General features: G+C 73.3%; 16 protein-coding genes. 8 read left to right on the forward strand and 8 right to left on the reverse strand.

What is annotated here, in order from left to right:
- Positions 1–8: 8 nt before the first annotated feature.
- Both ACFE67_RS04740 and ACFE67_RS04745 read right to left on the reverse strand, forming a co-directional pair.
- Entirely contained in the window at positions 9–413 is a 405-nt protein-coding gene (locus tag ACFE67_RS04740) for a hypothetical protein (protein WP_375405722.1), read from the reverse strand.
- Between the two features lie 275 nt (positions 414–688).
- Positions 689–1,030 carry a YrdB family protein gene (locus ACFE67_RS04745; RefSeq protein WP_375405723.1) on the reverse strand — a complete coding sequence of 114 codons (342 nt, stop codon included), beginning with the start codon at positions 1,028–1,030 and terminating at the stop codon, positions 689–691.
- 94 nt (positions 1,031–1,124) lie between these two features.
- On the opposite strand from ACFE67_RS04745, the gene ACFE67_RS04750 reads away from it, so the two are divergent.
- From ACFE67_RS04750 to ACFE67_RS04765, 4 genes are read left to right on the forward strand one after another with little or no spacing between them, the layout of a single operon-like run.
- On the forward strand, positions 1,125–1,610 hold the full coding sequence (locus tag ACFE67_RS04750) for a phosphoribosyltransferase (RefSeq protein ID WP_375405724.1): 486 nt from the start codon (positions 1,125–1,127) through the stop codon (positions 1,608–1,610).
- The gene (locus ACFE67_RS04755) at positions 1,607–2,311 is read left to right on the forward strand and encodes a uracil-DNA glycosylase (RefSeq protein ID WP_375405725.1); all 705 of its coding nucleotides are present in this window, start codon (positions 1,607–1,609) and stop codon (positions 2,309–2,311) included. Before ACFE67_RS04750 ends, ACFE67_RS04755 begins: the two co-directional genes overlap by 4 nt.
- Positions 2,312–2,315: 4 nt before the next feature.
- Positions 2,316–2,897, forward strand: coding sequence for a GNAT family N-acetyltransferase (locus ACFE67_RS04760; RefSeq protein ID WP_375405726.1), 582 nt, complete (start codon positions 2,316–2,318; stop codon positions 2,895–2,897).
- 2 nt (positions 2,898–2,899) lie between these two features.
- Complete coding sequence (locus ACFE67_RS04765; RefSeq protein WP_375405727.1) at positions 2,900–4,333, forward strand: amidase; 1,434 nt, start codon at positions 2,900–2,902, stop codon at positions 4,331–4,333.
- Between the two features lie 6 nt (positions 4,334–4,339).
- Here the strand turns inward: ACFE67_RS04765 and ACFE67_RS04770 are convergent, their stop codons facing one another.
- The 5 genes from ACFE67_RS04770 to ACFE67_RS04790 form a co-directional block, all read right to left on the reverse strand.
- Complete coding sequence (locus ACFE67_RS04770; protein ID WP_375405728.1) at positions 4,340–5,500, reverse strand: SLC13 family permease; 1,161 nt, start codon at positions 5,498–5,500, stop codon at positions 4,340–4,342.
- Between the two features lie 61 nt (positions 5,501–5,561).
- Positions 5,562–6,410 (reverse strand): SDR family NAD(P)-dependent oxidoreductase, encoded by an 849-nt coding sequence (locus tag ACFE67_RS04775; RefSeq protein ID WP_375405729.1) that lies wholly within the window; start codon positions 6,408–6,410, stop codon positions 5,562–5,564.
- The gene (locus ACFE67_RS04780; protein WP_375405730.1) at positions 6,407–7,837 is read right to left on the reverse strand and encodes a dihydrolipoyl dehydrogenase family protein; all 1,431 of its coding nucleotides are present in this window, start codon (positions 7,835–7,837) and stop codon (positions 6,407–6,409) included. The genes ACFE67_RS04775 and ACFE67_RS04780 overlap by 4 nt, the downstream gene beginning before the upstream one ends.
- A gap of 110 nt (positions 7,838–7,947) precedes the next feature.
- On the reverse strand, positions 7,948–8,802 hold the full coding sequence (locus ACFE67_RS04785; protein ID WP_375405731.1) for an arginase family protein: 855 nt from the start codon (positions 8,800–8,802) through the stop codon (positions 7,948–7,950).
- Positions 8,803–8,865: 63 nt separating this feature from the next.
- Positions 8,866–9,213 (reverse strand): hypothetical protein, encoded by a 348-nt coding sequence (locus tag ACFE67_RS04790; protein ID WP_375405732.1) that lies wholly within the window; start codon positions 9,211–9,213, stop codon positions 8,866–8,868.
- Between the two features lie 100 nt (positions 9,214–9,313).
- Between ACFE67_RS04790 and ACFE67_RS04795 the strand changes: the two genes are divergently transcribed.
- The 4 genes from ACFE67_RS04795 to msrA all read left to right on the forward strand — a co-directional run bounded on the left by ACFE67_RS04795 (position 9,314) and on the right by msrA (position 12,179).
- A complete protein-coding gene (locus tag ACFE67_RS04795; RefSeq protein WP_375405733.1) occupies positions 9,314–10,090 on the forward strand; it encodes an alpha/beta fold hydrolase in 777 nt (258 codons plus the stop codon).
- A gap of 143 nt (positions 10,091–10,233) precedes the next feature.
- Positions 10,234–10,929, forward strand: a complete 696-nt coding sequence (locus tag ACFE67_RS04800) for a trimeric intracellular cation channel family protein (protein ID WP_375405734.1) — start codon at positions 10,234–10,236, stop codon at positions 10,927–10,929.
- A 228-nt stretch (positions 10,930–11,157) separates the two neighbouring features.
- Entirely contained in the window at positions 11,158–11,661 is a 504-nt protein-coding gene (gene msrB, locus ACFE67_RS04805; RefSeq protein ID WP_375405735.1) for a peptide-methionine (R)-S-oxide reductase MsrB, read from the forward strand.
- 2 nt (positions 11,662–11,663) lie between these two features.
- Positions 11,664–12,179, forward strand: a complete 516-nt coding sequence (gene msrA, locus ACFE67_RS04810) for a peptide-methionine (S)-S-oxide reductase MsrA (protein WP_375405736.1) — start codon at positions 11,664–11,666, stop codon at positions 12,177–12,179.
- Between the two features lie 96 nt (positions 12,180–12,275).
- Here the strand turns inward: msrA and ACFE67_RS04815 are convergent, their stop codons facing one another.
- Positions 12,276–12,473 carry a three-helix bundle dimerization domain-containing protein gene (locus tag ACFE67_RS04815; protein ID WP_375405737.1) on the reverse strand — a complete coding sequence of 66 codons (198 nt, stop codon included), beginning with the start codon at positions 12,471–12,473 and terminating at the stop codon, positions 12,276–12,278.
- Positions 12,474–12,536 lie beyond the last annotated feature (63 nt).

Raw genomic sequence — 12,536 nt, forward strand, 5'->3', positions numbered from 1 at the left:
CCGCGGACTCAGTTCGCGACGAGGGCGGCGAACGCCGGGTCGATGAGCCGGACGCCGTCGTCGGAGGCGAGCAGCTGCGCGCGGATCGGGGCGTCCGTCGCGGCGAGGCCGGCGAACCAGTCCGCCTCCTGCATCAGCACGTCACCGGAACCGGTGCGTTCCCAGACGAGCACGACGGACGCCGCGCCGTCGACCATCCGGACGAGGTCCGTCAGGCGGGCGGCGAGCGTCTCGATGTGCTGAGGATCGGCGTCGGTGGGGATGCCGTCCATCGGCACCACGACCGGCGAGAGCCGGTGCTCGTCGTCGAGCACGAAGATCCAGGTCTGACGTCGGATGGCTTCGCCGACGAGGTCGGTGGCCATGGCGACGAGGTCGGCATCGGTGGACAGGGGCAGCAGGGGTTCGAACATGGTCGGCAGCATGGCGCGGCACCGCCCCGAGCGCACGGGATCGGCCTGTGGAGGAGAGGAATGCGCCCCCAGTGCGGGGGCCGGTCCGGCGTGTCGCGCACCGCCGGGTCCTCCTCCGCCCGATCCTCACCGCACCCGATCGAAGGAGAGTCCGATGCGGTTCGAGGTCCCGGCAGGCAGTGCGCTCGTCTTCACCGGCGCGGACGGCGAGCTCCTCGCCGACCCGGTGTCCCGCCCGCTCAGCCGCGTGGTGCAAGTCGGGCAGGAGGGCTGACTCAGACCTGGCCGACGCGCACGCCGAGGCCGGTCCGGATCGCGACCAGCACCGCGAGCACGATCGCCCAGAGCACCTGGCCCGAGACGGCGAGACCGAGCACGGCGATCGCGAAGAGCACGATCTGCACGATCAGGCGCGAGGGCGGAGCCAGACGCCGGGGCGCCCGCGGTGCGACCCAGATCGCCCAGACCGCGATCACGACGGCCGGCAGCAGCACCGCGGCCGCGATGCGCACGCCGAGCGGTACGGGCAGCAGCAGCCCGATCGCGACGGCCGCGGCCAGCAGCGCCAGCTCGAGCAGGAAGGCGAGCGTCGCGTTCAGACCGAGCAGGAACCGCACCGCGACATCCTGGCCGACCCGAGAACGGTCGCTGCGCTCACTGGCGGAATGGACGCAGGCGGACCGTTCGCGCGGCTCTGGCATGATCACGTCGATGACCGAGTCGCGCGAGATCCTGCCGTGGGGCGAGGTCGGCACCGCGACCCGCGAGCTCGCCCAGCAGATCGCCGACGACGGCTTCCGGCCGGAGGTGGTCGTCGCGATCGCCCGTGGCGGACTGCTCGTCGGCGGGGCCCTCGCCTACGCGCTCGGGGTCAAGAGCTGCGGGTCGCTGAACGTCGAGCTCTACACCGGGGTCGACGAGACGCTGCCCGAGCCCCTCCTGCTCCCGCCGCACCTCGACGGCACCTCCCTGGCCGGCAAGCGGGTGCTGCTCGCGGACGACGTGTCGCAGTCGGGCCTGACGCTCAAGCTCGCGGTCGAGATCCTCACGAGGATGGGCGCGGAGGTGCGCAGCGCCTGCTTCTACACGAAGCCGCAGACCGTGTTCGCGCCGGACTGGTCCTGGAAGGACACCGACCGCTGGATCGTGTTCCCCTGGTCCGCGGACCCGCCCGTCGTCGGCCCCGCTGAACAGTGATAGAGCCGAAGCCGCTCGCCGAGCTCGGAGCCGAGGGTCTGATCGATCCGACGTGGGCGGAGGCGCTCGCCCCGGTCGAACCGGCCGTGCACGCGATGGGCGACTTCCTCCGCGCCGAGGTCGCCGCCGGACGCGGCTACCTGCCGTCGGGCAGGAACGTCCTCCGCGCGTTCCGCACCCCGCTGCCCGACGTGCGCGTGCTGATCGTCGGCCAGGACCCGTATCCGACGCCCGGACACGCGATCGGGCTGTCGTTCGCGGTCGACCCGCACGTGCGCCCGATCCCGCGCAGCCTGGCGAACATCTACCGCGAGCTGCAGGCCGACCTCGACATCCCGCCGGCCGTGCACGGCGACCTGTCCGCCTGGACCGGGCGCGGCGTGCTGCTGCTGAACAGGAGCCTCACCGTGCGGCCCGGCACCCCCGCCTCGCACCGGGGGAAGGGGTGGGAGGCCGTGACCGAGCACGCGATCCGCACCCTCGCCTCCCGCGGCGGCCCGCTGGTCGCGATCCTGTGGGGGAGGGATGCGCGGAACCTCGCGCCGCTGCTCGGCGGCGTGCCGCGCATCGAGTCCGCGCACCCGAGCCCGCTGTCCGCCTCCAGCGGCTTCTTCGGCTCCCGGCCGTTCAGCCGTGCGAACGCGCTGCTGCAGGAGCAGGGCGCCGACCCGATCGACTGGACGCTGCCTCCCGTACCCTGACGCCGTGCTGGAAGAGGAGTACGAGCCGCGCAGGCTGAGCAAGCCCTACCACCTGCGGCGCATCGATCCTCCTGAGCCCGTCTTCGCCTACGAGATCCGGGATGCGCTGGCGAAGGACCTGCCCGCCGTGCGCCGGATCTACAACCACTACGTGACGAACACGATGGTGACGCTCGACACCGAGACCAGGACGCTGCGCACCTGGCGGTCGAAGTACGCCTACCTGAAGCGGCTGCAGCTGCCGTTCCTCGTCGCGGTGTCACCGTCCGGTCAGGTGCTCGGCTACGCCCTCGCGGAGCCGTGGATCCAGAAGCGCTCCTACCGCTTCACGGCCGAGGAGTCGATCTACCTCCGCCCCGCCTCCACCGGCAAGGGACTCGGGACGGCGCTGCTCACGGCGCTGACGGCGTCGGCCAGGCAGGCCGGGTTGAAGCAGCTGCTCGCGGTCATCGCTGACAGCGGCGCCGAGGCGTCCATCGGTCTGCACCGGTCGCTCGGTTTCAGGGAGACCGGGCGGATGGGCAAGGTGGCGTTCAAGTTCGACCGCTGGATCGGCACGGTCATGATGCAGTCGACGCTGAAGTAGCCGTGGCGTCCGCCCTCCATCAGCTCACCGCGCAGGAGCAGTGGGACCGGATCCGGAGCGGCGACACGACGTCGCTCGAGCTGGTGCAGCACCACCTCGACCGGATCGCTCGACTGGATCCGGAGCTCGGTGCGTTCGCGCGGGTGGACGCCGAACGGGCGCTCGCGCAGGCGGCCGCGGTCGACGCGGCCGGGCAGGGGACGGCTCCGCTCGCCGGCGTGCCGATCGCGGAGAAGGAGCTGGTGCGCCGCGTTGGCGGTGCGTGGGGCGCCACGCGGCTGTTCGCGGGCGCCGTCGCGTCCGCCTCCGACGACGTCGTGCGGGCGACCGACCTGACCGGTGCCGTGGTGCTGGGCGCGACCACCGCACCGGAGTTCGGGCTGACCGGGTTCACCGAGCCCGCCGGGCGCCCGCCGGCCCGGAACCCGTGGGACCCGGGGACCGGCGCGGGCGGGTCGAGCGGAGGCGCTGCCGCCGCGGTCGCCGCGGGGCTCGTCCCGTTCGCGATCGGCTCGGACGGCGGCGGGTCGATCCGCATCCCCGCCGCGTGGTGCGGGGTCGTCGGCGTGAAGCCGTCCAGGGGACGCGTACCGGCGCAGGGCGGGCAGGGCGGCCTCGCCGGCCTCGTCACCGCTGGGCCGATCGCGCGGACCGTCGCCGACGCCGCGATGCTGCTCGACGCGCTCGTCCGTCCGCTCGGCCGCGCGCGGTCGGCCGGGTACGCGACCGTGCCGAGCGTCGACGACGGCCCCTTCCTCGCCGACGCCGTGCGCGGCGAAGGCCGCTTCTCGGTCGGCGTGCTCGAGGGGTCGGTGTGGGACGACGCGGTCGACGTCGTCGTCGATGCCGAGTGCGCCGCCGCGGTCGCCAGGACGGTGGAGGCGCTCGACGCGCTGGGACACGGCATCGAGGCGGTGCGGCTGCCGGGGGAGGACTACCCCGACCTCTTCCGGGTGCTCTGGCAGGCGGGCGCCGTGACCATCCCGGCGCGGACCGAGGCGGAGCTCGCGCTGCTGGAGCCGTACACGCGCGAGATCGTCGAGCGCGGCCGGGCGCTGCCCGCCGAGCGGGTCGTGACCGCGCTCGCCGCGGCCGCCGCCTTCGAGCGGCGCGCGATCGCGACGTTCGCCTCGTTCGACGCGGTGCTCAGCCCGACGACCGCGCTGCCGCCGCGACCGATCGGCTGGCATCACGAGGGCGGCTCCGGCGCGGACGAGGTGTTCGACCGGCAGGTGCAGGCGGCCCCCTTCACCTCGTTCGTCAACGTCGCGGGCCTGCCCGCGATCACGCTCCCCGTCGGCGCCTCCGACGAGGGGAGGCCCGCCGGCGTCCAGCTGATCGGGCGCCCGGGAGGCGAGCGCGCGCTGTTCGCGATCGCCCGGCAGCTGGAGCGCCGCTTCGGCTGGCCCCGCCGCCACCCGCCCGAGTTCTGGTGAGCGTGTTCAGGTCAGCAGGATCGCGAGCGTGGCCAGACCGACGGTCAGCGGCGCCGCGATCAGACCGAGGCCCGCGAATCGCCACCACGAGATCCGCACCTCCAGCGCGGAGAGGCGCGCGTGCCAGAGCAGCGTCGCGAGCGACGCCCACGGCGTGATCAGCGGGCCGGCGTTCACCGCGACGAGCAGGGCGAGCAGCCGCTGCTCGGTCCCGGCGACCGGCTCGAGCGCGAGGTAGGCGGGCAGGTTGTCCGCGAGGTTCGCGGTGACCGTGCCGACCCCGGCGAGCCGGAGGAGGTCGAGCGGCCCGCCGCCGGTGCCGGCCGCCGCGGTGAGCACCTCCGTCAGCCCGAGCCGCCCGAGCGCCGTGACCGCGAGGAAGAGCCCGCAGACGAACAGCACGAGCGGCACCGGCAGGAGGCGGATCGACAGCGCGTGCGGACGGCGGACCGCGGCGGCGCCGACCAGCACGACCGCGGCGACGGCCGCCGGCACCCACACCGGGATGTGCAGCAGCGGCTCCCCGAGTGCCAGCGCCGGGACGAGCAGCGCCACCACGACGGCCGCGATGCCGAACAGCACGCGGTCCTCGATCGCCTCCGCGGTCGGGGCCGTGTAGCGGTGCGCGAGCGCCTTCCGCGAGACGACGGCGAGGATCGCGACGGGCACGAGCACCGCGACCGTCGCCGGCAGCCAGGAGCGCGCGAGGTACGCGGCGCCGAACGCCGGGTCCGACTCCGCGAGCAGGTTCGTGAGGTTCGACACCGGCAGCAGCAGGGAGCCGGTGTTCGCCAGCCACACGGTCGTCATCGCGAACGGGATGGGGGAGAGCCCGACCCGGCGCGCGAGCGTCACGACGACGGGGGTGAGCAGCACCGCGGTCGTGTCGAGCGAGAGGAACACGGTCGACGCCACGGCGACGAGCACCACGAGGACCCACAGCAGCGCGCCCCGACCTCGGGCGAGCCGGGCGGCGATGGAGGCGAGCCGGTCGAACAGCCCCGCCTCCGCCGCGATCGCGGCGACGACGGTGATCGCGACGACGAAGCCCAGCACCGGCGCGATGCGCTCGCCGAGCGCGGCGGCATCGGCGGCCGGCAGGATCCCGGTCGCCACCGCGACCAGTCCCAGAACGAGCAGGCCGCCTCCGAGCACGGCCAGGACCACGCCGGGAACCTACCGGCCGACCCTCCGTTTTGTAGGCAGGTTCTGCCTACAAAACGGAGAGTCAGGCGACCAGCGCTGCGCTCGCCTCCCAGAGGCCCCGGGCGAGGTCCGCGTCGGCCGCGAGGCGCGATGTGCGACCGGGAGCGGTCAGCCGGTCGAAGTAGTTGCCGGAGGGGGCGGGGACCGCCGCCGCCGCGAGGCGCACGAGGGGCTGCGCGCCCTCCTCCGGCGACAGCGCCGTGCGCTTGGCGAGGGAGATCAGCGGGCCGCCGCCGCCGAACGACGTCGCGACGAACCCGGGATGGAATGCGTAGGCGCTCACCCCGGTGCCGGCGAGGCGCTGCGCGAGCTCGCGGGTGAACAGGATGTTCTCGAGCTTCCCGTTCGCGTACGCGCGCCAGCCGCCCACCCACGGCCCGCGCCGGTTCTCCAGGTCGTCGAGCCGTGGACGCCCGAAGCCCGCGGCCCCGCTGGCGGTCTGCACGATGCGCACCGACCCCTCCGGCGCGACCGCCGCGGTGGCCTTCAGCCGGTCGAGCAGCAGGCTCGTCAGCAGGAACCCGGCGAGGTGGTTGCGCTGGAACGTCAGGTCGTGGCCGTCGCCGGTGGAGGCGCGCTCCGCCATCCCGCCGGCGTTGTTGGCCAGCACGTGGATCGCGGGGTAGGCGTGGAGCAGCGCCGCCCCGAGGTCGCGGACCGAGTCGAGCCGGTCGTAGTCGACCAGGAACGCGCGCCCGCCGGTCTCCTCGGCGACCGCGGCCGTGCGCTCGGGATTCCGCCCGACGACGGCGACCTCGGCGCCGAGCAGCGCCAGCTCGCGCGCCGCGGCGCGGCCGATGCCCGAACTCGCACCCGTGATCACCACGGTGCGCCCCTCCATGCGGGCGGGGGCCGGCAGCCGGACGCTCATGCCGCACCGTCGGTCTCGAGCAGGCGCAGCCAGACCTCGCTCAGCGTCGGATAGGCGGGAACCGCGTGCCAGAGCCGTTGGACCGGCACCTCGCCGACGATCGCGATCGTGGCGGCCTGCAGCATCTCGCCGACGTCGAAGCCGACGAACGTCGCACCGATCGGGACGTCGGTCTCGTCGTCGATCACGAGCTTCGCCCGGCCGACGTACTTGTCGGCGTAGACGCTCGCGCCGGCGACCCCGGCCATGTCGTACTCGCTGGTCCGGATGCTCCTGCCGGCCTTCCGCGCCGCGTCCTCCGTCAGCCCGACGGAGGCGGCCTCGGGATCGGTGAAGGCGACCTGGGGGACGGCCGCGTGGTCCGCGGTGGCGGTGAAGCGGGTCCACGGCCCGGTGTCGGGCGACTCGCCCTTCGCCCGGGCGGCGATCACGCGTCCCGCGGCCCGTGCCTGGTACTTGCCCTCGTGGGTGAGCAGGGCGCGATGGTTCACGTCGCCGACCGCGTACAGCCAGGGGTCGTCGGCGTTGGTCGGGGCGTCGACGAGCATCGTGTCGTCCACCGACAACCACTCGCCGTCCGCCAAGCCGACCGATCCGAGCCCCAGCGCCTCGGTGCGCGGCGTCCGACCCGTGGCGACGAGGATCTCCTCGGCCTCCACCGTCGAGCCGTCGTCGAGCGTCGCGGTGACCAGGTCGCCCGCGCGGACGACCTTCGTGATGGAGGCGCCGAGCCGCACGTCCGCGCCCTGCTCGCGCAGCGCGGTCGTCACCATCTCGCCCGCGAAGGGCTCCATGCCGGCGAGCAGCCCGCCCCGCACGATCAGCGTCACCGCGGAGCCGAGGGACGTGAACGCCGTCGCCATCTCGGCGCCGACGACCCCGCCGCCGAGCACGATGAGGCGGTCGGGTGCGGATGTGGCGCTCGTCGCCTCGCGCGAGGTCCACGGCTTCGCCTCCGCGAGCCCCTCGATCGGCGGGATCAGCGCGGCGCTGCCGGTGCTGATCGCGACGGCGGCCTTCGCCTCGAGCACGACCTCCGTGCCGTCCGTGGCCGTGACGACCACGCGCTTCGTGCCGTCCAGCCGCGCGCTGCCGCGGACCAGGTCGATCCCGGCCGACTGCAGCCAGGCGACCTGGCCGCCGTCGTCGTAGCCCGACACGGTCCGGTCGCGGCGCGCGAACACCGCGGCGGCGTCGATCCGCCCGGTCACGGCCTGCTCGGCACCGGCGACGTCGAGCGCGCCGCGGAGCGCCGCGCCCGGTCGCAGCAGCGCCTTCGAGGGCATGCACGCCCAGTAGGAGCACTCGCCGCCCACGAGCTCGGACTCGACGATGACGACCTCGAGCCCTTCCTTCTTCGCGTAGTCGGCGACGTTCTCGCCGACCGGTCCGGCGCCGATCACGATCAGGTCGTAGGTCTCGGGCATGGTCCTCCTGCTCAGCGGCCGGCCCACAGGGGGTCGCGACGTTCCTGGAACGATTCCGGCATCCCGGGGCACGGTAGCCCGAGCCGCTGGAGCGGCCGCTGGACGTCGGGTCAGCGCGGCTGCCTGGTGGAGGCGGTCAGCGCGCTCACGATCCGCAGGATGGTGCCCTGGTCGCCGACGATCTCGTCGGGGGAGGCGGGCGCGAACATCGTGAGCCCCGCCCCGACGACCTTCCGCCCGGCGGACGCGGCGGCGATCCCGGCGGTCACGGCCGCGACGCTCGCGCCGAACGGCTGCGGATCCGTCACGCCGTCGAACTCGCCGGGGTCGAGCACGTCGAGGTCGACATGGAGGTAGACCTCGTCGATGTCGAGAGCGTCGACTGCTGCGCCGAGCGCGTCCGCCACGGCGTCGGCGCCGACGACGGCGATACCGGCGGTCTCGAGGTAGTCCGCCTCCTGATCGTCCATGTTCCTGGTGCCGGCGAGCACGACGCGGTGCGGGTCGACGGGGGAGGCGGAGGTCAGCCCCTCGGCGCCCTCGCCGAGCAGGGCGCGCAGCACCATGCCGCAGAACGCGCCGCTCGGGCTGGTGGAGGGGGTGTTCAGATCCGGGTGCGCGTCGAACCAGACGAGGCCGAACGTCACGCCGCGGGACGCCGCGGACTGCGCGGCGTGCTCGACGGCCGCGAGCTCGACGCCGCAGTCGCCGCCGATCACGACGGGCAGGTCACCCTCGGCGACACAGTCGAGCGCGCTGCGGAGGCGCTCCCGCACGGTCGCGACGGCGGAGTAGCGGGACACTCCGGTACCGACCGCGTCGCCGGCGCCCAGCGGCACGTCGACCTCGATCGTGGCGGCGCGGGGCAGGTCGCCGCGGATCGCCTCCACCCCGTCGATCAGTCGCATCGCGCGACTGGACGAGGAACCCTGCCACTGCGGAACGACGAGGAACCTGGCCGGCATCCTGCGAGCCTAGGTCGCACCGCCGGGCTTCGCACCGTCCCCCTCCGGCGGGGTCGCGCCCGGCTACGTGCGGGGTCTGGTGTCGCACTCCCGGCAGATGACCCGGGTGGAGTGCGGCGAGATCCCGGCCGGCGTCATCGCGTAGAACGGGACCTCGTACATGCTGACGCGGTTGCACCGCTCGCAGGTCTCGCCGGTGCGCTTCGCGTCGCCGTTGGTGATGGTCGCCTTCGTGGCGGGGCGCGTCTCGCAGACGCAGAAGACGCGTTCCCCGACCTGCCGGGGACCGTCCATCGTGAGCACGAAGAGGGCGACGCTGAACACGCCCTCCCGGCGGCAGCGGCAGCACACGGCGTCGAGCGGCACGGGGCTGCCCGAGACGACGGCGGTGGAGGTGCGGGGCTCGGCCATGGCTTACGTTCGCCCGCGTTCGCGTCTCCGGACGCGCCACACCCTGTGCGTTCGCCGTCGGCGAACAGACCTGCATGGAGGGCTGTGCTCCACTGCCTGGATGGAGCTCACGGAATCGGCCGACGGCACCCGCATCGCGTTCGAGCGCTTCGGCGACGGAGCACCGGTCGTGGTCGTCGGCGGCGCCTTCTCGACGTCGTCGTCCGGCGCTCCGCTCGCTGCGGCGCTCGCCGCCGTCGGCTTCCAGGGCGTCGCGTACGACCGCCGTGCACGCGGAGGCAGCGGCGACACCGGCCCGTACGCGCCGACCCGGGAGGCGGAGGACCTGACGGCGGTGATCGAGGCGGTCGGCGGCAGCGCCGTCGTGCTCGGCCATTCGTCCGGCGCGATGCTCGCCCTGTTCGCAGCCGGCGAGGGTGCGCCGATCTCGGACCTGTTCCTCTCCGAGCCGCCGTTCCACTTCGGTGTCGAACCGTCCGCCGACGACCTGTCCGACCGACTGCAGGCCCTCGTCGACGCGGGCGAGCCCGAGGATGCGGTGACGCTGTTCCAGCGCGAGGCGGTCGGCCTGCCCGAGCAGGTCGTCGCGCAGATCAGGGCGAGCCCGATGTTCGCGCAGCTGGTCCCGCTGGCGCAGTCCGCGGTCTACGACGCGATCCTGACCGCGGAGGTGGAGACACCGACCGTCGCGATGACGGGCGTCGGGATGCCGGTCACGATCCTCCGCGGCGAGCCGACCTTCCCGTTCCTCGTCGGCGCGGCGGAGCGCCTGGCCGCCGCGATACCGCACGCCGACCTGGTCGTCGTGCCCGAGTCGCACGACCACGGCGTCGACCCGGAGGCGACGGCCCGCCTCGTCCGCTCCCGCGTCCCCTGACCCCGCCGTCGTCCAGCAGGCCGCACGAGCACGTGAGCAGGCCGTCCTCGCTTCGGCAGGCTGTCGGGGCCGCCGGCGGCCTGCCGAAGAGCGCGCAGCCTGCCGAGGTGCTCGACGGGGCAGGTGCGCGCGACGATGGGCGCATGCAGACCGGCTTCGTCATCCCGCTCTGGGCGGATCTCACCGCGGTGGCGCTCGGCGGGATCCAGGGCGCGCTGTTCGCCTCGGGCTTCCGCGGCCAGCGGCGGCTCGACCTCCTGGGCGTCACGGTCATCGGGATCGTCATCGGGATGGGCGGCGGCCTGATCAGGGACCTGCTGCTCGGCGTCGCGCCCGCGACGCTGCAGAGCGACTGGTATCTGATCACCGCCGTCGCCTCGTCCCTCGTCGGCATGCTGGTCGCGCCGCCGCTGCAGCGGCTGAACGGCGTGATCGTCGGCCTGGACGCGGTCGTCATCGGCATGTTCGGCGCCTTCGGCACGAGCAAGGCGCTCGCCCTCGGCCTGCCGCCGGTGCCCGCCGTGTTCGTCGGGGTGATCGCCGCGGTCGGAGGCGGAGTGCTGCGTGACGTGATCATGGCGCTGCCCGTCGCGGTGATGCACGTCGGCTCCCTCTACGCGATCGCGGCGGCCGGCGGGTCGGCGGTGCTCGCGCTGCTGCACGCGGTCGGCGTCGACCTGCCCGTCGCGGCGGTCGTCGGCATCGCCGTCACCTGCGTGGTGCGACTGCTCGCCGTCGTGTTCGACGTCTCCCTGCCCGAGCAGCGCAACCTGCACCGCAGGAGGGTGGCTGCGGAGACGGGCGTGATCCCGGTCGTCCGGCCGCCCGGCCGGGGCTAGCCTCCACCGCTGCTCGGTCGCCCCTCCGCCCTGCCACGCGCGCCGCCCTTCTCCTTCTCGGTGACCGGGATCGGGGTGTTCGCGCTCGTCGGCCTCGCGGGAGCCGCGGCGGCGCAGCGGTCTCGCCCGAGCCGGTTCCCACCTCCCTCCAACGGGAACGAACCATGCTCGAGGAGCGTTGTGCAGACGGAGGGTCGCAGCCGGCGGCCCGCATGAGGAGAGCATCGGATGACCATCGACACCGAGACGTCGGCCGGGAAGTACGGCAAGGACCCCGACGCGATCGCGAAGCTGACGCGGAACCAGTACGCGGTGACGCAGGAGGCCGCGACCGAGCCCGCGTTCCGCAACCAGTACTGGGACCACCACGACAAGGGCCTGTATGTCGACGTCGTCTCGGGCGAGCCGCTGTTCGCCTCCGCCGACAAGTACGACAGCGGCTGCGGCTGGCCGAGCTTCACCCGGCCGATCGAGGGCTCGAGGATCGTCGAGAAGAAGGACCGCCAGTTCGGCATGGTCCGCATCGAGGTGCGTTCCAGCGCTGCTGACAGCCACCTCGGCCACGTCTTCGACGACGGGCCGGTCGCCGAGGGCGGCCTGCGCTACTGCATCAACTCCGCGGCCCTCCGGTTCATCCCGGAGAGCGAGCTGGAGGCGCAGGGCTACGGCCGGTACCGCGACCTGATCGACACGAACACGACTGCCACCGACACGAGCACGAAGGAGTCCTGACCATGGCAACGGAGACCGCGATACTCGCTGGGGGATGCTTCTGGGGAGCGCAGCAACTGCTGCGGCGTCGACCGGGAGTGATCTCCACCCGCGTCGGCTACTCGGGTGACAGCACGCTCAAGAACGCCACCTACTACCACCACGGCGACCACGCGGAGAGCGTCGAGATCGTCTTCGACCCCGCCGTGATCTCGTACCGGGACATCCTCGAGTTCTTCTTCCAGATCCATGACCCGTCGACGAAGAACCGGCAGGGCAACGACCGTGGCCGCGCCTACCGCTCGGCGATCTTCACGCTGAGCGAGGAGCAGAAGCAGGTCGCGCTCGACACGATCGCGGACGTCGACGCCTCCGGTCTCTGGCCGGGCAAGGTCGTCACCGAGGTCGAGCCCGCCGGCGCCTTCTGGGAGGCGGAGGAGGAGCACCAGGACTACCTGGAGAAGAACCCCTACGGCTACACCTGCCACTTCGTGCGTCCCGGCTGGAAGCTCCCGCACCGCGAGGAGCAGCCCGCGTAGTCGGACGCGCGCGATAGCGGAGTCCGTCGCGCACGCGCGGCGGACCCGCCCCACCTGTCCTGGACCCTCGGCGACCTTGGGATCGCCGACGGGCCGCTACGAGGCGTTCAGCTGCTTCTTCGCGGCACGTTGCGCGAGCACCGACACGTAGTCGCGCACCGGTCGGTCCTTCAGGTCATCGACCTGCGCCCGGACGATCTGCTCGATCTCGGTCGCGTCCTTCGACGGGAACTTCTTCTGCAGGTTCGCGGCGACCTCGCGCACGACCTGCTCCACATCGAATTCCGCGGTCATGGTCGGGGACAGTAGACGTGCCGGGTGAACAGATCGGATCAGAAGGGGCAGTTCTCTCCGTCG

The sequence above is a fragment of the uncultured Amnibacterium sp. genome (assembly GCF_964244015.1).
Lineage (GTDB): Bacteria > Actinomycetota > Actinomycetes > Actinomycetales > Microbacteriaceae > Amnibacterium.